The 20,111-nt window shown below is 72.3% G+C and carries 17 protein-coding genes and 2 pseudogenes; 9 read left to right on the plus strand and 10 right to left on the minus strand.

Annotated elements, in window-relative coordinates; genetic code table 11:
* Positions 1–130: 130 nt before the first annotated feature.
* The 3 genes and pseudogenes from K7396_RS32035 (at position 131) to K7396_RS32045 (ending at position 2,624) form a co-directional block, all read left to right on the plus strand.
* A pseudogene (locus K7396_RS32035) lies at positions 131–983 on the plus strand (FAD binding domain-containing protein).
* A gap of 17 nt (positions 984–1,000) precedes the next feature.
* A pseudogene (locus K7396_RS32040) lies at positions 1,001–1,856 on the plus strand (molybdopterin cofactor-binding domain-containing protein); the annotation flags it as partial.
* 213 nt (positions 1,857–2,069) lie between these two features.
* Positions 2,070–2,624 carry a molybdopterin-dependent oxidoreductase gene (locus tag K7396_RS32045; protein ID WP_086721973.1) on the plus strand — a complete coding sequence of 185 codons (555 nt, stop codon included), beginning with the start codon at positions 2,070–2,072 and terminating at the stop codon, positions 2,622–2,624.
* Positions 2,625–2,682: 58 nt separating this feature from the next.
* Here K7396_RS32045 and K7396_RS32050 read toward each other — a convergent pair whose 3' ends face one another.
* Entirely contained in the window at positions 2,683–3,102 is a 420-nt protein-coding gene (locus K7396_RS32050) for a TOBE domain-containing protein (RefSeq protein WP_086721974.1), read from the minus strand.
* A 297-nt stretch (positions 3,103–3,399) separates the two neighbouring features.
* On the opposite strand from K7396_RS32050, the gene K7396_RS32055 reads away from it, so the two are divergent.
* The 3 genes from K7396_RS32055 to K7396_RS32065 all read left to right on the plus strand — a co-directional run bounded on the left by K7396_RS32055 (position 3,400) and on the right by K7396_RS32065 (position 6,833).
* Entirely contained in the window at positions 3,400–3,795 is a 396-nt protein-coding gene (locus tag K7396_RS32055; RefSeq protein WP_030983527.1) for a TOBE domain-containing protein, read from the plus strand.
* Positions 3,796–3,946: 151 nt separating this feature from the next.
* Positions 3,947–4,753, plus strand: a complete 807-nt coding sequence (modA, locus tag K7396_RS32060) for a molybdate ABC transporter substrate-binding protein (protein WP_086721975.1) — start codon at positions 3,947–3,949, stop codon at positions 4,751–4,753.
* A 106-nt stretch (positions 4,754–4,859) separates the two neighbouring features.
* The gene (locus K7396_RS32065) at positions 4,860–6,833 is read left to right on the plus strand and encodes an ABC transporter permease (RefSeq protein WP_152104512.1); all 1,974 of its coding nucleotides are present in this window, start codon (positions 4,860–4,862) and stop codon (positions 6,831–6,833) included.
* Positions 6,834–6,853: 20 nt separating this feature from the next.
* Here K7396_RS32065 and K7396_RS32070 read toward each other — a convergent pair whose 3' ends face one another.
* The 8 genes from K7396_RS32070 to K7396_RS32105 all read right to left on the minus strand — a co-directional run bounded on the left by K7396_RS32070 (position 6,854) and on the right by K7396_RS32105 (position 13,647).
* Entirely contained in the window at positions 6,854–7,300 is a 447-nt protein-coding gene (locus K7396_RS32070; RefSeq protein WP_086716676.1) for a nitroreductase family deazaflavin-dependent oxidoreductase, read from the minus strand.
* 166 nt (positions 7,301–7,466) lie between these two features.
* On the minus strand, positions 7,467–8,921 hold the full coding sequence (locus K7396_RS32075; protein WP_086716675.1) for a SulP family inorganic anion transporter: 1,455 nt from the start codon (positions 8,919–8,921) through the stop codon (positions 7,467–7,469).
* 17 nt (positions 8,922–8,938) lie between these two features.
* Positions 8,939–9,541: a carbonic anhydrase gene (locus K7396_RS32080; protein ID WP_086716674.1), complete on the minus strand. Its 603-nt coding sequence runs from the start codon at positions 9,539–9,541 to the stop codon at positions 8,939–8,941.
* Between the two features lie 91 nt (positions 9,542–9,632).
* The gene (locus K7396_RS32085; protein ID WP_143589055.1) at positions 9,633–10,082 is read right to left on the minus strand and encodes a hypothetical protein; all 450 of its coding nucleotides are present in this window, start codon (positions 10,080–10,082) and stop codon (positions 9,633–9,635) included.
* 121 nt (positions 10,083–10,203) lie between these two features.
* Complete coding sequence (locus K7396_RS32090) at positions 10,204–11,511, minus strand: MFS transporter (RefSeq protein WP_086716672.1); 1,308 nt, start codon at positions 11,509–11,511, stop codon at positions 10,204–10,206.
* A gap of 21 nt (positions 11,512–11,532) precedes the next feature.
* Positions 11,533–12,042 (minus strand): glycine-rich domain-containing protein, encoded by a 510-nt coding sequence (locus K7396_RS32095; protein ID WP_086716671.1) that lies wholly within the window; start codon positions 12,040–12,042, stop codon positions 11,533–11,535.
* Positions 12,043–12,091: 49 nt separating this feature from the next.
* Entirely contained in the window at positions 12,092–13,330 is a 1,239-nt protein-coding gene (locus K7396_RS32100) for a phenylacetate--CoA ligase family protein (protein ID WP_086716670.1), read from the minus strand.
* A 161-nt stretch (positions 13,331–13,491) separates the two neighbouring features.
* A complete protein-coding gene (locus K7396_RS32105; protein WP_167392723.1) occupies positions 13,492–13,647 on the minus strand; it encodes a hypothetical protein in 156 nt (51 codons plus the stop codon).
* A gap of 347 nt (positions 13,648–13,994) precedes the next feature.
* Here K7396_RS32105 and K7396_RS32110 point away from each other — a divergent pair, with 347 nt between their 5' ends.
* On the plus strand, positions 13,995–15,704 hold the full coding sequence (locus K7396_RS32110) for a hydrogenase maturation protein (protein ID WP_086716669.1): 1,710 nt from the start codon (positions 13,995–13,997) through the stop codon (positions 15,702–15,704).
* Positions 15,705–15,842: 138 nt separating this feature from the next.
* On the opposite strand, the gene K7396_RS32115 is transcribed toward K7396_RS32110, so the two are convergent.
* On the minus strand, positions 15,843–16,466 hold the full coding sequence (locus K7396_RS32115; RefSeq protein ID WP_223660266.1) for a winged helix-turn-helix domain-containing protein: 624 nt from the start codon (positions 16,464–16,466) through the stop codon (positions 15,843–15,845).
* A 992-nt stretch (positions 16,467–17,458) separates the two neighbouring features.
* Here K7396_RS32115 and K7396_RS32120 point away from each other — a divergent pair.
* Positions 17,459–18,415: a hypothetical protein gene (locus K7396_RS32120; RefSeq protein ID WP_174886898.1), complete on the plus strand. Its 957-nt coding sequence runs from the start codon at positions 17,459–17,461 to the stop codon at positions 18,413–18,415.
* Positions 18,416–18,644: 229 nt separating this feature from the next.
* Positions 18,645–20,096, plus strand: a complete 1,452-nt coding sequence (locus K7396_RS32125) for an amino acid permease (protein ID WP_086716667.1) — start codon at positions 18,645–18,647, stop codon at positions 20,094–20,096.
* Positions 20,097–20,111 lie beyond the last annotated feature (15 nt).

Below are 20,111 nucleotides of genomic sequence, written 5' to 3' on the forward strand. Positions count from 1 at the left end.
CATCGTAAATGCCAGCCGATCAAGCCCATAGCCCTCTTGGTCGATCCTCCAGTTACGGGGCGCGCCGCCGGTGTTTTTCCGTGCTGTGCACCAGTCGTGCCGCGGGGCGCGGCGTTGCTTCACTCGGCGTATGGATCTGAACATGGTGCGGGACGTACGTGACGCCCGCCGGCGCACCCCGTGGCGCAGCGGCGACGCTCCCCCAGCTAACGCTGGGCGGTGCCCCCAGGCTGGGCGGCGGCACCTACCTCTTCTCCGAACCCCAGCCGCACATCCGGCGGTTGGTGGACCTGAGCCGGATGGGATGGGAGCCGCCGACCCGGCATCCCGACGGCTCGCTGGAGATCGCGGCGACCTGCACCATCGCCCGGCTCTCCCGCTTCGCGGCGTCCTACGAGGCCCCCGCGGCGCCGCTGTTCGAGCAGTGCTGCCGCGCCTTCCTGGCCTCGTTCAAGATCTGGAACATGGCGACCGTCGGCGGCAACCTCTGCAACGGCCTGCCGGCAGGCCCGATGATCTCGCTGACCGCCGCGCTCGACGGTCGGGTGCTGCTCCGGGCGCAGGACGGCTCGCTGCGCCGCACCCGGGTCGCGGACTTCGTCACCGGCGCGGGACGCAAGGACCTCGCCGAGGGGGAACTGCTGCGCTCGGTCACCCTGCCCGCCCGGTCGCTGGTGTGCCGTACGGCCTTCCGGCAGGTCTCCCTCTACGGCCTCGGCCGCTCCGGCGCACTCGTCATCGGCACCCTCGACCCGGTCGACGGATCGCTGGCCCTCACCCTCACCGCCGCGACCGTACGGCCGTTCCGCCTCTGGTTCCCGCTGCCCCCGGACGCCGGCGCCCTGCGCGACACCGTCGACAACGCCGTCGCCGCGCACGACTGGTTCGACGACCTGCACGGACTGCCCGCCTGGCGACGGCACATGGCGCTGCGGCTGGCCGAGGAGATCCGCCGCGAACTGACCCAGGAGGCCGGGCGATGACCTTCCGCGTCCGCGTCAACACGGCCGGATTCCTGATGACCACCGCGAATCTCGACGCCGACCAGCTCACCGACCTCCCCCGCGCGCTGAAGGGCAACCTCTGCCGCTGCACCGGCTACCGGGCGATCGAGGACGCCGTCCGCGGGGTCCGGCACGTCGAGGAGCCCTGCCCGGGGCAGTCCGTCGGTCGCAACCTGGGCGCCCCGGCCGGGCCGCGGGTGGTCACCGGCACCGCCCGCTACACCTTCGACATCGAGGTCGAGGGGCTGCTGCACATGAAGCTGCTGCGCTCCCCGCACCCGCAAGCCCGGATCGTCTCCCTCGACACCGCCGACGCCCTGCGGGTGCCCGGCGTGCACGCGGTGCTCACCCACGAGGACGCCCCCGGGCGGCTGTTCTCCACGGCCCGCCACGAGCACCCCACCGAGGACCCCGACGACACCCGGGTGCTGGACGACGTGGTCCGGTTCGTGGGGCAGCGGGTGGCCGCCGTGGTCGCCGACAGCGAGGCGGCGGCGGAGGAGGGCTGCCGCCGGATCGTCGTGGCGTACGAGCACCTGCCGTACGTCCTCGACCCGGAGGAGGCGATGCGGCCCGGCGCCCCCGGGCGAGGTGCACGGCGAGATCGGCAGCGTCGAGGAGGGCTTCGCGGACGCCGACCTCGTCCACGAGGACACCTTCCGCACCCAGCGGGTGCAGCACGCCAGCCTGGAAACCCACGGTGCCCTCGCCTGGTTCGAGGAGAACGGGGACGGCGGGGAACGGATCGTGGTCCGCTCCAGCACGCAGGTCCCCTTCCTGACCCGCCGCGCCCTGCGCGACCGGGTGTGGCTGGCCCTGGAGGAGCACCGGGCGGCCGGCGGGGTGCCGGGCCGGCCGACCGGGCGGCACCCCTCCCGCGAGGGCTCGGTGTGAACGGCCCGCCCCGGCGGATCCCGGGCTTCGGACCTGCCGCCCGTAAGGCCCTATGTGCCTCACATCAGCGAGGTGACGATGGGAAACCAGCTGGCATCCGTGGTTCAGCGGCGGGCCGGTCGGGCATCACAGGGAGGCAGCCGCCGCGCGGATCACCCAAGGGGGTCTCGAATGAGCCGACCCGGCCCGCCGTCCCGCACCACCGCCGCACGCCCGGCGCCCGAGGGCGCCGTACCTCCCGACCCCCGGTGCTTCCTGATCCGCGGTCAGCTGCGGCGCCCGCTCGCGCTGACCGTCGCCCAACTGCGGGAGCGGTGGCCGCAGCGGCGCGCCGCGGTGGTCTTCGACTGCGCCACGAACGGGCCGCAGCACCACACCTTCGAGGGACCCCTGCTCCGGGAGGTCATCGACGCGGCGGAACCGGCCTTCGACGTCCGCCGGCGCAAGGACCGCTCCCGCTACGTCCTGGCGATCACCGGCCGGGACGGCCACCACGCCGCACTGTCCTGGGCGGAACTCGACGCGGACTTCGGCGACGCACCGGTCCTGCTGGCCACGGCCATGGACGGCCGGCCGCTCGACGCGTCGGGCAGCCAGCTCGTGGTCCCGTCCGACCGCTGCGGGGCCCGCTACATCAGCGCCGTCACCGGCATCTGGTTCGGGACCTGCGCCCCGCCCGAGGCCGACGGGTTCCGCGCCGGCGGGCCGGGGCCGGACGCGTCCTGACGGCTCTCGGAAGCACCGAAGTCCCCTGCTGCGCGGGGGACTTCGGCAGGCACCGCGCTCAGACCGCGGCGAGCGCGATCTCGGTCGACTTGACCAGCGCGGTGACCTCGGCGCCGGGCGCCAGGCCCAGGTCCTCGGCCGCGTCCCTGGTGATCGCGGCGGTCAGCTCCCCGCCGGCGACGGCGACCTTGACGCCCGCCATCGCGCCGCCGGTGGTGACGTCGGTGACGGTGCCGGGGAGCCGGTTGCGGATGCTCAGCCCGTCCACCGCGCCGGTCGCGAGCGCGACCTCGGTGGACTTGACCAGGGTGCGCACCGCGGCGCCCTCGGCGAAGCCCAGTTCCTTCACCGCCTCCAGGGTGATCGCGGCGGTGATCTCCTGGCCGCCGTCCAGCCGGACCCTGACGGTCGCCATGACCTCGCCGGGGGTCACGGAGAGAACGGTGCCGGAAATCTGGTTACGGATGCTCAGGCTCATGGAAATGCCTCACCGGGGGAGTGGAAAGCGAAGGGTGGAATGTCGCGTTTTCCCTGCTCTGATATCTGCACCCTAACCACACAACGCGCCGCGCTCCGGGCACGCATGGCAGATGCCGGGCGGATATCCGAATGCTCCTGGCACAACAGCGGAGCGTGGAGAATTCCCCTGGGCATTCGGTCCGCGCACCGCTCGGCGGGCCGCCTTTCGTTCCTTCCTCCAGGCGGCCTGGCATCTGCCATATAGCTTCGCCCGATGAATTGCAAATGCGAGCCGATGCGGCATATCTTGTCGCACATGCAGTCCTACACGATCGGCCAGGCGGCGCGGCTGCTGGGCGTCAGCCCGGACACCGCCCGCCGCTGGGCGGACGCCGGGAAGGTCGCGACCCATCGCGACGACGGCGGCCGCCGCCTCATCGACGGCCGTGACCTGGCCGCCTTCTCCATCGAGGTGGCGCAGAACGGCACCGGTGAGGACGACGCCTCGTACACCTCCGCCCGCAATGCCTTCCCGGGCATCGTCACCGCCGTCAAACTCGGCGATGTCGCCGCCCAGGTCGAGATCCAGGCCGGTCCGCACCGCCTGGTGTCCCTGCTGACCCGGGAAGCGGTGGAGGAACTGGGCCTGGAGGTCGGCATGCAGGCCACCGCCCGCGTGAAGTCCACCAGCGTGCACATCGACCGCACCTGACCCACCGCGGCAGCACCCCCAGCCGATTTCGCGACCACCGTCCCCCACCGGCCGGCTGCCCCATACCAGCGGCGTCGCCCCGTCCACGGCGCGGCTTTTCCCATCCGCTCGGGCGACGCCCGTCGTCCCGCGTTCCAAGGAGTCCCGCCCCATGTCCCAGCACTTCACCGGACGCCGCGCCGCCGCCGCGCTCGTCACCGCCGCCCTCCTGCTGCCGCTCAGCGCCTGCGGCGGCAACGACGACAGCACGAAGGACCAGGGCGCCGAGAAGTCCGGCGGCAGCGCGGCCCCCAAGGCGGACCTCACGGTGCTCGCCGCCTCGTCGCTGACCGACGTCTTCAAGAAGGCCGGCGCGGTGTACGAGAAGGAGCACCCCGGCACGAAGGTGAACTTCTCCTTCGCCGGCTCCCAGGAACTGGCCGCCCAGGTCAGGGAGGGCGCCCCCGCCGACGCCGTGGTCACCGCCGACACCAAGACCATGGACGGGCTCAAGGCCGACGTCGCCGCGCCCACCGTCATCGCCAAGAACCGTCTGGTCATCGCCACCGGCGAGGGCAACCCCAAGAAGATCGAGAACCTCAAGGCGCTCACCGACAGCAAGCTGAAGGTCGTCCTCGCCGCCTCCGAGGTGCCCGTCGGCCGTTACGGCCAGCAGGTCCTGGACGCCCAGAAGCTGAAGGTCAAGCCGGTCTCGCAGGAGCCCAACGTCCGCGCGGTGCTCAGCAAGGTCGAACTCGGCGAGGCCGACGCCGGCCTCGTCTACAAGACGGACGCCGCCACCGCGCCGAAGAAGGTCGACGCCGTCGACATCCCCGACGCGCAGAACGCCGTCGCCTCCTACCCGGCCGCGACCCTGAAGGCCTCTCAGCACCAGGCCGCCGCAGCCGCGTTCGTGAAGTGGCTGAGCACCCCCGAGGCGCAGAAGATCCTGCGGCAGGCCGGCTTCCAGAAGCCGTGACCCGGTGCGGCGCGTACGGACCGGCCGGCCCCGGGCAGCGGGCCGGCCGGTCCGTACGCGCCGCCGTACACCGGCCCGGCCCGCTGCCCCGACCCCAGGAACGCCGATGACCCGCCCCCGCACCCCCGCCCTGCCCCGCGCGGGCCGGAGCCGCGCGCCCGGCGGCCGTGCCCCGGTCGCGCTGGCCGTGCCCGCGCTGGTGGCCGTCGCGTTCCTGCTGATGCCGCTGCTCGGCATCCTCGCCCGCACCGCCTGGAGCGACCTCGGCACCCATCTGACCAGCCCCGGCGTCCTCGAAGCGCTCCGGCTGTCGCTGCTGGTGTCCTTCTCGGCACTGGGGCTCTCGCTGCTGCTGGGGGTACCGCTGGCCTGGCTGCTGGCCCGGGTCGACTTCCCCGGCAAGGCGCTGGTCCGTTCGCTGGTGCTGCTGCCGATGGTGCTGCCGCCGACCGTCGGCGGTGTCGCCCTCCTCATGGGCTTCGGCCGCCGCGGACTCCTCGGCCCCTGGCTGGAGGGCACCTTCGGCATCGTGCTGCCGTTCCACACCTCCGGCGCGGTGGTCGCCGCCACCTTCGTCGCGATGCCGTTCCTCGTCATCAGCCTGGAGGGCACGCTCGCCGGACTGCGCACCAGCTACGAGGAGACCGCGGCGTCCCTCGGTGCCTCACCCGTACGGGTCTTCCGGACCGTCACCCTCCCCATGGTCGCCCCCGGCCTCGCCGCCGGCGCCGCACTGACCTGGGCCCGCGCGCTCGGTGAGTTCGGCGCGACGATCACCTTCGCCGGCAACCTGCCCGGCACCACCCAGACCCTGCCGCTCCAGGTCTACCTGCTGCTCCAGGGAGCCCCGGAGGCCGCCACCTCGGTCTCGCTGCTGCTGCTCGTCATCGCCATGGGCGTGCTGGTCTGCCTGCGCGGCCGCTGGACCGGCGCCACCGCCGCCCGCACCGCCCGTACGGTCCGCACCGGCGACGACACCGACCTCGCGCCGCCCCCCGCGCCGCGCACCGAGGAGCCCGGCACCCCACAGGCCGGCCCCGGGGACCGCTGGCCGCTGCACGCCGACGTCACCGGCTTCAACCAGCTGACCCTGGACGCCGACCCCGGCACCACCCTCGCCGTCGTCGGCCCCAATGGCGCCGGGAAGACCACCCTGTTGCGCGCCCTGCTCGGGCTCACCCCGCGCGCCCGCGCCACGCTCCGCCTCGGCGGCACCGACGTCACCGCCCTGCCCCCGCACCGCCGCGGCGTCGCCTGGGTCCCCCAGGACGGCGCGCTCTTCCCCCACCTGACGGCCCTGGCCAACACCGCCTACGGGCTGCGCGCCCACGGCACCCCGCGCGCCGAGGCCCGCCGCACGGCACAGCTCTGGCTCGACCGGCTCGGCGTCGGCCCCTTCGCGCACCGCAAGCCCGCCCAGCTCTCCGGCGGCCAGGCACAACGGGTCGCCCTCGCCAGGGCGTTGGCCGCCCGGCCCCGGCTGCTGCTGCTCGACGAACCGCTCGCCGCCCTCGACCAGACCACCCGCGCCCACGTCCGGCACACCCTGCGCCGCCATCTCGCGGGCTTCGGCGGCGTCTGTCTGATCGTCACCCATGACCCCGTCGAGGCGGTCTCGCTCGCCGACCGCGTCCTGGTCCTGGAGGACGGCCGCGCCCTCCAGGACGCCCCGCCCGCCGAGGTCACCCGGCACCCGCGCTCGCCCTGGGTGGCCCGGATGCTCGGCCGCAACGCCTGGCCGGGCACCGCAACCGAGGACGGTCTCGCGCTCACCGGCGGCGGCCGTCTCGTCGCCGCCGACCGGCTCCCCGGCGGGGCCAGGGCGCTGGCGATCATCGCCCCGGAGGCTGTGTCCCTGCACCTCGACCGGCCCACCGGCAGCCCCCGCAACGTCTGGCCGGGCACCGTCCGGGAGATCACCTCGGCGGGCAGCCGGCTGCGGGTCCTCGTCACCTCGCCCGAGGCCCCCGACCTGGTGGCCGAAATCACCCCCTCGGCGGCCCTCGAACTCGGCCTCGCGGACGGCGTGTCCGTGTGGACCAGCGTCAAGGCCACGGAGGTCTCCCTCGTGACGCTCTGAGCGCCACGAGGGAGGCGGGTTCAGTGCGCCGTGGCCGCCGGCTCCAGGACGAACACCGGAATCTGCCGGTCCGTCTTCTCCTGGTAGGCCGCGTAATCGGGGTACGCCTCGACGGCCCGGCCCCACCACAGGGCCTTCTCCTGGCCGGTGACCTCACGCGCCGTCATGTCCCGGCGCACCGGACCGTCCTGCAGCTCCACCCGGGGGTCCGCCACGACGTTGTGGTACCAGACCGGGTGCCGGGGCGCGCCGCCCATGGAGGCCACCACCGCGTACGCCCCGTCGTGCTCCACCCGCATCAGCGGGCTCTTGCGGATCTTCCCGCTCTTCGCACCCCGGGTGGTCAGCACCACGACGGGCAGGCCCCGGATCGTGGTGCCTTCGGTGCCGCCGGAGCTCTCGTACTCCTCGACCTGATCGCGGACCCACTGCTCCGGGCTCGGCTCGTACTCACCCTGAAGAGGCATACCGTCCGTCCCCTCGACGACGTCAAGCGTGGCGCCGGCCGCGCGCCTGGCACGGCCGGCCTGGCTTTCGCACAACACCGGTGACGAGGGGAATCTTCCCGGTCCCGCGGCCCGGCCGTACGGTGCGGTGACCGTACCGCCGGGCGGCCGGGGGATCAGGAACGGATCAGGACACCAGCTCCACGGCCCGCCGGGTACGGCGGTGCTGCTCGGCCCAGTTCGTCAGCGCGGCGCCGCACGCGTGGTCGAGGTGGCGCAGCCCGGTCAGGTCGAGCTCCACCCCCCGGTCGGCGGGCAGTGCCTCCAGCTGGTCGAGGATCTTGGGCAGCCGCAGGAACGTGGCGTTGCCGACGGCACGCACGCGCACCGGCTCGTCCTCGTCCTCCGGGGTGTCGACTTCGAGGTGCACATGGGAGGTCTCCCACGCCGTCTTCGCGACCGCCAGCAGCAGACCGATCAGGACGCCCTCGAACATGTTGACCGTCACGATCGCGAGGGCCGTGACCAGCAGAACCACCGCCTCGCCCCGGTGCTCGCGCCACAGCGGCGGCAGCTCGCGCAGCGGGATGAGCTTGCAGCCCGCGTGGACCAGCACACCGGCCAGCGCGGCCACCGGCACCACACCCAGCGCGGCCGGGAAGGCCGCGGCGAACACCAGCAGCCAGACACCGTGCAGCACCCGCGCGGCCCTGGTCTTCGCGCCCGCCTGGACATTGGCCGCGCTGCGGACGATGACGGCGGTCATCGGCAGGGCGCCGAGCAGCCCGCAGACGGTGTTGCCCGCGCCCTGCGCCATCAGCTCCTTGTCGTACTCGGTGCGCGGCCCGTCGTGCAGCCGGTCGACCGCGGCGGCGCTGAAGAGCGACTCGGCGGACGCGATCAGCGCGAAGGCCAGGACCGTGCCGAGCACCCCGATCTCGGTGAGCCGGCCGAGGTCGCCGAGGCCGGGCGGCTGGATCGCGTCCAGCAGCCCGCTGACCTCGACGCGCGCGACGGGCAGATCCAGCGCCCACACGGCGGTGGTGGCGAGCGCCACCGCGGCCAGCGGTGCGGGCAGCACCCGCGCGGCGCGCCGCCAGCGCGGCCACAGCACCAGGACGGCGATGGTGCCGGCGCCGACCGCGAGCGCGGACAGCGCCGTGGCCGATCCCGCCGTGGCGGAGACCAGGCCGGGCAGCCCGCCGACGTTGGCGAGTCCGCTGCCCGGCGCCTTGGCGTCCGCGAGGGCGTAGAGCTGTCCGGCGATCAGGACCAGGCCGATGCCGGCCAGCATGCCCTGGACCACGGCGACCGAGATCGCCCGGAACCAGCGGCCCAGCTTCAGCGCGCCCATGGCCAGTTGCAGCACACCGGCGGCCAGTACCAGCGCGCCGAGCGTCCCGAGGCCGTACTCCTTGACAGCCTCGAAGACCAGCACCGTCAGACCGGCGGCCGGGCCGCTGACCTGGAGGCTGCTGCCCGGCAGCAGACCGGTGAGCAGCCCGCCCACCACACCCGTGACGAGCCCCAGTTCGGCCGGGACCCCGGAAGCGACGGCCACCCCGACACACAGCGGGACGGCCACGAGGAACACGACGAGAGAGGCGGTGAAGTCCGCCCGGAAGGAGGTGAAACGCTTCATGAGGTCCCCACCCGCCTTCACAGCGGGAGGAACAGGTCGGTGGCCGGGTGGTGCGCGGCCACCAGGCCGGTGTGCACCTCGTAGAACCAGCCGTGCAGGTTCACCTCGCCGGCGTCCAGCCGCTCCTGGACGCAGGGGTAGCCCCGCAGCCGGTCGAGCTGTTCGCGGACATGGTGCTGGACCGCGGCGGCGACCGTCGGCTCCTCGTCCTTGGGCAGCTGGTCGGAGAGCTGCTGCGCAAGCCAGTCGCGCACGGCGGGGGCGCCGGTCAGGTCCTCGCCACGCGCCTTGGCACCGACCGCGCCGCAGTGCGAATGACCGCACACCACGATGTCGGCCACGCCCAGGACGCGCATCGCGTACTCGATGGTGGCCGCCTCCGCGCAGGCCGTCATGTCCTCGCGGTAGACGGGCACGGCGTTGCCGGCGGTGCGGAGTTCGAAGAGTTCGCCGGGCCGGGCACCGGTGATCAGGGAGGGGACGACCCGCGAGTCGGAGCAGGTGATGAACAGGGCGAGGGGGGACTGGCCGGCCGCGAGCCGGCCGTAGGTCTCCTGCTCGTCCCCGCGGTCGGCGATACGGGCCATCAGGCCCCGGGCATGCTGAATGAAGGTCTCCACGAGGAGGTCTCCCGTTGTCGAGTGGTGCCACTGTGGGGGTGGTGGCGGAAACGTGCGTCGTGCGGGGGTGGTGCGAGCCACCACACCGCTCTCAGCAGCGGAAGACGCAGTGCAGGACGGAGAGGGCGGCCGGTCTCGACGCGGCCTTGGTGGAGCTGCCGGCCGCCGGCTTCCCGGCGGCCGGGGCGGCGGCGGGCGACACGGCGCCGGCGCTGAACGGCGGCAGCGGCCGGCCGGTGTGCTGGGGAACGCCGACGGAGGTCCGGGCGGTGCGCCGCGGCTGGCCGCGCTCGGCCTCGCGCTTGGTCTTCTCCTCGTTGCCGTCACCGCCGCACTTGGCGGACGGCGCGGCGCTCGCGGACTTCGCGGCGGACGGGGCGGTGAACGCGGCCCTCGCCGCACCGGGCGCCGACGCCGCCCCGCTCAGCAGGAAGGCGAGGACCACCAGCAGGGCGGTCGCCGACATGCGGCACAGGCGCGGCACGGATATTCCCGTGGCCGAGGTGTCCCTCCGCATCATCGCCCCCCGTGGCTCGTCCACACGGTTCCACCCTGCCCTCACAGTGCAGCATCCAGGTTTCGGGCGGGATAACGAGAAATGACGCCAAGTTTCAGCAATTCCTGGAAACGGCGCCGGGAACATGCTTCCGGCGAAGGCGTGTTCATGTCTGTTCCGGTGTCGTGGCGGCGACCGCGGGCGCCGGGACGGGGTGCGACGGCCGGCGGGCCGCCCACAGGACGACGGGGACGACCGCCAGCGCGAGGATGCCGCCGGCCAGCGCCAGCGTCGGGTAGCCGCCGAGGACGACGACGAGTCCCGAGGACATGCCGCCCGCGGCACCCGCGAGGGCGATGCCGACGTCCACCAGCCCCTGCGCCGAGGCCCGGCCGGCGGGCGGCAGCGCGTCGGTGACCAGCGCGGTGCCGCTGACCAGGCCGAAGTTCCAGCCGAGGCCGAGCAGGACCAGGGCCGCGGCGAGCGCGGGAACGGAGTCCGGCGACGTGGCGGCGACCACCCCGGCGGCCAGCAGCAACGGACCGGACGCGCCGGCGATCCACCGCCGGCCGATCCGGTCGACCAGCAGACCGGTGAGCGGGGAGGGCAGGAACATCGCCCCGACGTGGAGGGCGATGACGAGTCCGGCCGCCTGCGTGCCGTGGCCGTGCGCCCGCATGTGCACCGGCGTCATCGTCATGACCGCGATCATCACGAACTGGGTGAGGACCATGACCAGGGTGCCGGTGGCCACCCCGCGCCGGTCCGCCCGGTCGGCCGGCAGGACTTCGGCCCCGTCCGCGGGGCGCCCGGCCGCCGTGTCGGCCCGCGCGGCGGCCAGTTTCTCGGCCAGCCGCAGCGGATCGGGCCGCAGCAGGCAGGCCAGGGCCACCGCGGCCGCCCCGAACGCGGCGACCGCGAGCAGGAAAGGACCGGCCAGACGGGGGATGCCCCAGGAGTGTGCGACCTGCCCGGTCAGCGTCACCAGGTTGGGGCCGATCACCGCGCCGAGGGTGGTGGCGAACAGCACGGTGCTCACGGCCCGTCCGCGCCGCGCCGGCGAGGCCAGGTCCGCACCCGCGTACCGTGCCATCAGGTTCGTCGCGGTCCCGGCTCCGTAGACCACCAGGGACGTGAACAGCAGCAGCGCACTGCCCAGGGCGGCCGCCACCACGACCCCCAGGCTGCCGAGCGCCCCGACGGCGTACCCGAGCGCCAGGCCGGGACGCCGGCCGTGGCGCCGGCAGAGCTGGCCGATGCCGACGGCGCCGAGCGCGGCCCCGGCGGTGAACAGCGCGCTGGGCACGCCCGCCAGGCCGGTCGAGCCGAGCATCTCCTCGGCGAGCAGCGCGCCGACGGTGATTCCCGCGGCGAGGCCCGCTCCGCTGAGGATCTGGGCGAAGACCAGGACGGCCAGGATCCGCCGCTGTTCGGGTATCGCGCGGTCGGCGGGGGCGGCGTGGGGTGCGCTCATCATTCTCCGTTCGGACCTGTGCTACGTCGGCATGGGTTCCAGCGCCGCGATGGCCGCGAGCGACAGTCCCATCTGCTCATGGAGGAAACGCACCATGGTCCAGTGCGGCAGCGCGCCCTCGTCGTACGGGCCGAACTCCCGGCAGTACAACGGGATCCAGCGCAGCGCCTCTTCGAGCGCCTGCTCGCGGCCCGGTTCCTGCTGGTAGTCCTCGTAGGCGATGCTGCGGTGCTCGATGAAGAAGTGTCCGGGCAGCCGTTCCTCGCACAGCGCACGGTATTCGCGGGTCTGCAGGATGAGGTAGTGCCAGATTTCGTCGATGTCCTGCTCGACGGGCAGGAAGAGGCCGCTGAGCCGGTCGCGGTACCGGGAGACGAGGTAGAGGTAGCGCAGGCACTCGGTGACCTGGCGCGCCACGAACTCCCGCGGCGCGGCGCTCTTGCCGTCGAAGTGCGTGACCACCTCGGTGTACAGCGCCGCACCGAGCAGGTCTTCGAGGTCTTCGGGAGATATCCGCGCTGCGGTGGTCATGCTTCTCCTGTCCGGGTGGGGAGGTGGTCGGGGCGGGCGTCCGGCCGGTTCAGCGGCCGGTCGTGAGCCAGGCGTACTTTCCCGACCTCCCGATGGGGAGGTGGGCACGGTGGTCGAGCCGGCAGCGCCGCCCGGTCAGGGCGCTGACGCTGTCGGCCAGCACCTCGGCCTGCTCGGGCTCGACGGGTGTGCCGCCGAACGTCGTGTACTCCAGCCGTGCCGTCTCCTCGCCGGTCAGCCGCAGCTGGTACACGAAGACGTGCGGGGACGCCTCGCCGATGCACCGGTCGAGGTCGCCCTGTGCGACGGGGCCGTGCGGCGTGCCGAGCAACTCCTTTTCCCGCCCGCAGAACTGGGAGATCTTCCCCGGGTCCGGCGTGCCGTCCAGGGTGCGTACGCAGTCGCCCGAGCGGTAGCGGACCAGCGGCATGAAGGGATTGCGCACGCTGGTGACGATGAGCTGGTAGATCGTGCTGCCGTCGGCCACCGGGTGGAGCTCGACGCTCATCTTGTCCAGGTGCGGCCGGTAGGTGCCGCGGCGGTCGCTGAAGTAGAGGTAGCCCAGCTCGGTGCTGCCGAACAGGTCGATGACCGGGCAGGCGAAGTGCTGGTGCAGGAAGCGCCGGACGTTCACCGGGGTGTACTCGTAGGCGTGGATGATGCTGGCGGGCGGCGGGAAGTCGTCCCACAGCCCGAATTCGGCGACCTTCCGCAGCAGATGTGCCAGGTGGTAGCCGGAGCAGTCGAGGTGGTACCAGCCGCGCGGATGCGCTCGCGCGGCGTCCCGGATCTCCTGGAGCATCCGCACCACCTCGTCGCGTTCCCACCGCGCCGGGTCGAGCCGCAGATTGAGATAGCGGGTGCGGTCGTCGAGCCGCCGGTCGGCGGGGGAGGGCACCGGCTCCGGCGGGGTGCCGCGCCGTGCGGCGTTGACCCGCGCCACGTGTTCCGTCGCCAGGACCGTGGTCAGCGAGACCCGGCGGCAGCCCGATTCCCAGGTGTCGGCGATGTCGGGGTGCTCGCTCCACAGCCGGTAGTACGAGTGCAGCAGGAAGTACGGGGGCCGGATGATCTGCATCCGGGCGTGGTGGGTGCCGGTGGAGAGGACGAATTCCGCCTCGCCGGCCTCCAGCGCCGCGGCCAGCCGGGGCGTCATCCAGTTGTCCGGGAAGCCGCGCGCGATCTCCGGCTTGTCGAGCAGGGGGAAATGGCCCTTCGCGAGCGACTCACGGTAGATCGGAATGTCGCGTATCTGCTCGATGACCTCGGCGGTCGGCTGACCATCCATGGATTCCTCGTCCTTGGTCGAAGGAGGTGCCCCGCACGGGAATTCGGGGTGCGGTGCCCGGAGCGGCCGGTGACCGCGGCGGGCCGGCGGCCCGGGAACGGAGGGTGGTGGCCCGTTCCCGGTGATCGCCGGCCCGCCGAGGGCCCCTGAGGGCGTGAGGGTCAGGAGATACAGCCGGCCTTCGGCGCGGCGCTGATGCAGCCCGCCTTCGGTGCCGCGCTGATGCAGCCGTTCTTCGCCGCCTGCTGTGCGGAGTTGGCGGCCAGCCAGTTCTGCCAGACCTGGTCCTGGGCCATCTTCTTGATGAGCTGCTCCATGGGAACCTCCGGTGTGAATGCGGAAGACGAACCGGGCATACGGCGCTGACCTGCGCTGATGCCGCTGCACCGAAGGTAAAAGTATGACCAAGTGAATGTCAATTAAAGGCAATGTCATCGACGGCGGATGCGTGCGGGGCGCGCCAACTTTGGCGGGATTTCGTCAAGATGATCTACCGCCGGAACCAATTGACGGCCAGTCAGACGACCTGTGGGGCGGACGTTGGGCCGCCCGGCGGCCGTCGATCGGGTGACCCCGGGCGCGGCTCCGGCGCCGGACCGCCGCCCGTGGGGAACGATCACGACCGATCATCCGCCGACCGGTTCCGGCCCCAGGGGAGTCCGCAGTGCGCATTCTGCTCATCGCCGGCGCGTTCAACAGCCTGACGCAGCGCGTCTACGCGGAACTCGGCGAGCGGGGGCACCACCTGGGCGTGGAGCTGGTGACGCGCGACACGCCCCTCCTCGACGTGGTGCGCCGCCACGCCCCCGACCTGATCGTGGCGCCGATGCTCACGACGGCCGTGCCCCGCGAGGTGTGGTCGGCCTGCCCCTGCCTGATCGTGCACCCCGGCCCCGTCGGCGACCGGGGCCCCTCCTCGGTGGACTGGGCGGTGCACCTGGGCGCCGACCGGTGGGGCGTCACGGTCCTGCAGGCCAACGACGAGATGGACGCCGGCGACATCTGGGCCGCCGCCGACTTCCCCGTCCCCGCCGTGGGCAAGAGCGACCTGTACCGCAACGAGATCGCCGACGGCGCGATCGAGGCGGTGCTGACGGCCGTGGCCCGCGTCGCGTCCGGCACCCACCGGCCGCGGCCGCAGGCCACCCTGCCCGCCGCCGCACGGCCCGGCCGCCCCCGGCCGCCCTTCCGCCAGGACCTGCGCCGGATCGACTGGCACGCCGACCCCACCGACACCGTCGTGCGCAAGCTGCGCGCCGCCGACTCCCGGCCCGGCGTACGCGATGAACTCCTCGGCGTCACCTGGTACTTGCACGGCGGCCACCCCGAGGACACCCTGACCGGCAGGCCGGGCGAGCTGCTCGCCACCCGGTGCGGCGCGATCTGCCGGGCGACGGCCGACGGGGCGGTATGGATTCCGGAACTACGGGCGCCCCGTGCCCCCGGGGAGCCCGCTTCCCCCAAACTGCCCGCCACGCTGGCGCTCGGCGCGCGTCTGCCGCGGCTCCCGGAGGTGCCCGCCCCGCTGGACCCCGGCGGCGGCCCCCGTACCTGGAGCGACATCCGCTACCGCGAGGACGGCCCGGCCGGCTTCCTGGAATTCTCCTTCCCCGGCGGCGCGATGAGCACCGACCACTGCCGACGCCTGCTCGCCGCCTACCGCCACGCCTGCTCCCGCCCGACCTCCGTGCTGGTGCTCGGCGGCCGCCGGGACTTCTTCTCCAACGGCATCCATCTCCACGTCATCGAGGCCGCCGCCGACCCCGCCGAGGAGTCCTGGGCCAACATCCAGGCCATGGACGACCTGGTGCACGCCGTCCTGACCACCACCGACCGGCTGGTGGTCGCCGCGCTCGGCGGCAACGCGGCGGCGGGCGGGGCGATGCTGGCCCTCGCCGCCGACGAGGTGTGGTGCCGCTCGGCCGTGGTGCTCAACCCCCACTACCGGCTGATGGGGCTCTACGGCTCGGAGTACTGGACCTATACGCTGCCCCGCCGGGCGGGCCACGAGGCGGCCGGGCGGCTGATGGCCCGCGCCCTGCCGATGACCGCGGCGGCCGGAGCGCGGCTCGGCCTGGTCGACCGCATCATCGACAGCACCGCGCAGGACTTCACCGCACGGACCGCCCACCTCGCCCGGAGGCTGGCGTCGGCGGCCGCGACCCAGGCCCGTATCGCCACGAAGAAGGCCGCCCGGGAGCGCGACGAGGCACAGCGGCCGCTCGCCGCCTACCGGGAGGAGGAACTGGCCCGGATGCACCGCACCTTCTTCGACCCGGACGAGCCCTACCACGCCCTGCGCCGCGCCTTCGTGCGCAAGGAACCCGGGCCCGGCACCCCCGCGCACCTGAACACCCCGGCCGCCGGGGCCTGAGGTGACCGGACCCGGCCGGGTGCGTGCCCGCCGGACCGGCGGATGGACGGCGGGGGGCGCGGTCCGCAGGAGCACGGCCGGGGCCCGGCCACCGACAGGCGCCCCCCCCCGCGGCCGAGCGGTGCCGCCGGCGGTGCCTCAGCCTCGGCCGTCGCCCGGTGCGGCCGGCAGGTACTTGTAGCCGATGCCGAAGACCGTGCTGATGGTGTCGCGCAGGCCGGGCCCCAGACGCCGCCGCAGCCGGGCGATGTGGACGTCGACCGTGCGGGTGCTCGACTGGCAGTTGGGCCAGACCGCGGCCATCAGCTGCTCACGGGTGAAGGCGCGCCGGGGATGCAGCACGAGATGGGCGAGGAGATCGAATTCCAGTCGTGGCAGGTCGCGTTGGCGTCCCGCGATGAAGACCGTCCGGGCCGCGGTGTCGATACGGATCGGCTCCGGCCGGGCCTGGCCCGCCGGTGGCTCGCCGTGAGGGGGCGGCTCCTCGCCCGGCGGCGCCAGGATGATGTGGACCTCGTCGGACGGCAGCCGGTGCACCGACACGGGTTCCAGGTCGTGCAGGGTCAATTGCCACTTTCCGTCGGGTAGCCGGTCGACCGCCAGGGGTGGCCCTTCGTCGGACCCGGCTGTCGGCGTCCGGACGAAGTCGGCGTCCGGACGCAACGCAAGCGGGGTCGTCGAGGGGTTCATAAACATGATCTGGGCCCATTCCTCTTGCAAAGCAGGCGTGTACGGACAGACATGGCGGTGCTCGACGTTCACATGCGCGGTGGTGCTGTGCAGCGATCGTGGGCGGGCCGGTGGTGAGGCGGGGCGGCGGCCCGGCACTTGTGGTGCAGGTGCGCCCATCGGGGGCGATCGCTCCGCTCGTACCGCAGGAACGCGCGCTCCCGTGCCTGTACCCAGCCATGACGTGGTGTGAAGTCACGGCCTCCGGTCCAGTCGAACGCTACATGTGATCGCGTGGTTCCGGAAAGTAGCGTCCGCTAATTCGGTTGCTCTTGAGCCGACTTCGTGATTGTGCGGTCCCTACTCGGGCGGCGCACCGGCCCGTTGCCTCCGGCTGCCCGCTGTTCCGTTTCGCACGCGCGTCAGGAATTCCTTGAAAGTTGACGGTTCGGGGCGTGGGCGGTGCCCGGTAAGGGCCCGGCGGGGACGGCGGTGGTGACGGCGTCGGCGCCGCGGGGCGGGTCACGCCTCTTCGGGGCTCCGCGGGCCGGCGCCGCGTGTCCGTCCGGCCCGTCGCGCACCCCTCGAAGTCGCCCCTGGAGGGCTTGGCCGGAAAGCGCCCTGAACTGGCCGAAAGTGGTGAGCGGTGGTGAGCGGGTCCGGTTCGGCAGGTGGGGTGACGTGGGATTCCTGTCTTTCCCGGGCCGGGGCGAGCGAGATGCGGCGACCTCGGGGGCCGGGCCGCTCTCCCTCCATGGAAACGATGGATACGGAGGAGTAATCGGGGATGATGTCCGGTTGTGAAGGGCTCGTGGACGGGTGAATATGCCAAATAAATGCGCGGAGTGGAACGGGATCGCAATGTGGAGAGGTGTGGGAGGGGGTGTGCGAGAAGTTGTTTCTTTTTCAATTTCATCGAGACTAAAAGGTGCGGAACCAGATATTCCAGGCGACTTGTTTTCGCAATGAGTTGAGGGTGAGTAGGGTGTGCCCGCTGTCACTTGACCGGTGGCAGCGGCCCGGCTGAATTCGGCTCGGCTGGAATGTGGTGTGGGGGATGATGCCTTCGTGACCGGGAGGGGACCATGGCGGCCGGCTCATTCGAGGGGCAGTACGTGTGGAGTCCGGCTGCCGATGACCGGGCGCTGGCGCGCGCGTGTATGGACGTACGGGCCGGACGGTATCTGGGCGCGCACGAAGTTCTGCGGGAGGTCCGGGAGGATTTCGAGGTGCGCGCCCACCGGTCGCTGGTGCTGGCCTCCGTGGCGGCCGACTCGGACCTGGCCGAGCGCTGGCTGGACGAGGAGCCGGGGCCGGAGGCGGCGCTGCTGTGGGCCCGGGTGGCGATGCTCCGGGCCCTGCGCATGGCCGATGCCGGTGACCGGCGGCAGGGCGCCCTGGCGCGGATAGCGCAGTCGGCGTGCGAGCGGGCGGCGAAGCTGCTCCCCGGAGACCCCACGCCCTGGGTGGCGCAACTGGCGCTGACGCGCCTGGACCGCCCGCAGGACCCGGCGCCGCAGGGGTTGCTGACCGCGCCGGCCGGGCCCTGGTACCTCTTCGCCCACATCCTCCGGCTGGACCCCTGGCACCGCGAGGCGCACCACCGCTTCCTGTCCTTCTTCTTCACCCGCTACGGCGGCTCGTCCAGCGCGAGCTGGGACGTTGCCGCGTTTCTGAGCCAGCGGGCCCCCGCCGTCTCGCCGCTGCGGCTGCTGCCGCTGGTGGCCCTCGTCGAGGACTACAACCCGGCCGAACTGCTCGCCGACCACACCTGGGAGCAGCCCCAGTGGGTCACCACCGCGATGGGCATTTACCGGAACTGGCTTCCGCGGGTGGCCGGATACCGGTTCACGCCGGTGCTGGATCTGGCGTATCTCGCCCATGCGCTGTTCATGGCGAAACGTGAATTCGAGGCGCGGGAGGTCTTCACGGCCATGGGGCCGTATGCCTCGCGCATGCCCTGGAGCGCATTCGGCGATCCCGAGGAGCAATTGACCAGAGCGCGACGTTCCTGCGGACTTCCCGTGCCCTATGGCGGCTGACTTCGCAACGGTGACCGATTCCGCAGGAAGTATCGTCGCGCCGCATTCGCCACCGTAAAGACCCGCCCGTCCTTCTCCGCCCGTTCGATCAATTCGACCTGGTCCGTCCTTCCCCCGGTTTCCCCCCAGAAAGGTTGCGGTTGTGTCCGAGCGTACGTCTCCAGCTCGCTCGAAAAACCCCCACCCGGCAGACCCCGGAACACTCGACGACGACGCCACGCTCCATGCCATGGGCTACCCGCGGAAACTCACTCGCAGATTCCGCGCGTTCGACAATTTCGCCATTTCTTTCACCATCATCAACATCATCTCCGGGATCTTCTCCTCCTTCGGCTTCGGCATGAACGCCGGCGGCCCGCGGATCCTGGTCTTCGGCTGGGTCGGCGTGTCGATCATGGTGCTCTTCGTCGGCGCCGCGATGGGCGAGATCGCCTCCGCCTACCCGACCAGCGGCGCGCTCTACTTCTCGGCCGGCAAGCTGGCCAAGCGGCACCAGGGCGCCTGGTCCTGGTACACGGGCTGGCTGAACTTCGTGGGCCAGGTCGGCGGGACCGCCGCCACCAACTTCGCCGCCGCCACCTTCATCCAGGCGTTCATCGCCATGCAGTGGCCGTCCTACGAGCCGACGGCGCAGCAGACGGTCGGGATCACCGCGGCCATTCTCCTCGTGCAGGCGCTGGCCAACACGTACACGGTGCGGCTGGTCGCCGTGGTGAACCGCATTTCCGTGTGGTGGCTGCTGATCGGCATGGTGGTGATCGTCGGCGCGCTGGCCCTGGTCCCCGCTCATCACCAACCGCCGTCGTTCGCAATGCACTTCGTCAACAACACCGGCTTCACCCACGCCCTTTACGGCGGAATGCTGGGACTCCTCGTCACCAGTTGGACCTTCACGGGCTTCGACGGCAGTTTCCACATGTCTGAAGAAACGGTGAAGGCCACCGTCAACGCCCCCCGCGGCATCATGCGGGCGATCACTTACTCCGCGATCACCGGACTGATCCTCATGCTGGCGCTGGTGTACGCGATCCGCGACTACGGCCACGCCGCGAGCGCCGAGGCACCGCCGGTGCAGATTCTCGTCGACGCACTCGGCCAAAGCACCGCGAAGTTCCTGCTGTTGATCGTTATCGGCGCGATGCTCTTCTGCGGTCTGGCCAACATGACCAGCAATACCCGGCAGATCTTCGCCTTCTCCCGGGACGGTGCGATGCCCGGTTCCCAATGGTGGCATTCGGTGTCCGCACGCACCCGGACCCCCGTCAAGGCCGTCTGGCTCGCCGCGGCCTGCCCCCTGGTGCTGGTGCTGCCCGGCTGGTGGTCCCACACCGCCTTCACGGCCGTGGTGAGCGTCAACGTCGTCGGCCTGTTCCTCGCCTACGCCGTGCCCATCTTCCTGCGACTGCGGCTCGACGACTTCCAGGCCGGACCGTGGAACCTCGGCCGCTACGGCAAGCCCGTCGCGGCGATCGCCGTGGCCTGGATCCTGATCAGCAACGTGCTGTTCATGCTGCCCCAGGCGTCCCCCATCACCCCCGCCTCGTTCAACTACGCGCCCATCGCGCTGGCGGTGGTCCTGGTCATCGCCACCATCTGGTGGTTCGCCACCGCCCGCCGGCGCTTCCAGGGACCGGTCAGCTACGGCCGCCCCGATGAGGTCGCCGCGATGGACCTGATCTAGCGCACGCCCGCCCCC

It is taken from the genome of Streptomyces angustmyceticus (assembly GCF_019933235.1).
Classification (GTDB): Bacteria; Actinomycetota; Actinomycetes; order Streptomycetales; family Streptomycetaceae; genus Streptomyces; species Streptomyces angustmyceticus.

Bases quoted from the DNA above. Each gene is read 5' to 3' on its own strand.
- K7396_RS32100 (WP_086716670.1), bottom strand. From the start codon at position 13,330: ATGGATGGTCAGCCGACCGCCGAGGTCATCGAGCAGATACGCGACATT.
- K7396_RS32055 (WP_030983527.1), top strand. From the start codon at position 3,400: ATGCAGTCCTACACGATCGGCCAGGCGGCGCGGCTGCTGGGCGTCAGC.
- K7396_RS32075 (WP_086716675.1), bottom strand. From the start codon at position 8,921: ATGAAGCGTTTCACCTCCTTCCGGGCGGACTTCACCGCCTCTCTCGTC.
- K7396_RS32045 (WP_086721973.1), top strand. From the start codon at position 2,070: ATGAGCCGACCCGGCCCGCCGTCCCGCACCACCGCCGCACGCCCGGCG.
- K7396_RS32105 (WP_167392723.1), bottom strand. From the start codon at position 13,647: ATGGAGCAGCTCATCAAGAAGATGGCCCAGGACCAGGTCTGGCAGAAC.
- K7396_RS32070 (WP_086716676.1), bottom strand. From the start codon at position 7,300: ATGCCTCTTCAGGGTGAGTACGAGCCGAGCCCGGAGCAGTGGGTCCGC.
- K7396_RS32120 (WP_174886898.1), top strand. From the start codon at position 17,459: ATGGCGGCCGGCTCATTCGAGGGGCAGTACGTGTGGAGTCCGGCTGCC.
- K7396_RS32125 (WP_086716667.1), top strand. From the start codon at position 18,645: ATGGGCTACCCGCGGAAACTCACTCGCAGATTCCGCGCGTTCGACAAT.
- K7396_RS32065 (WP_152104512.1), top strand. From the start codon at position 4,860: ATGACCCGCCCCCGCACCCCCGCCCTGCCCCGCGCGGGCCGGAGCCGC.
- K7396_RS32090 (WP_086716672.1), bottom strand. From the start codon at position 11,511: ATGAGCGCACCCCACGCCGCCCCCGCCGACCGCGCGATACCCGAACAG.
- modA (WP_086721975.1), top strand. From the start codon at position 3,947: ATGTCCCAGCACTTCACCGGACGCCGCGCCGCCGCCGCGCTCGTCACC.
- K7396_RS32095 (WP_086716671.1), bottom strand. From the start codon at position 12,042: ATGACCACCGCAGCGCGGATATCTCCCGAAGACCTCGAAGACCTGCTC.
- K7396_RS32050 (WP_086721974.1), bottom strand. From the start codon at position 3,102: ATGAGCCTGAGCATCCGTAACCAGATTTCCGGCACCGTTCTCTCCGTG.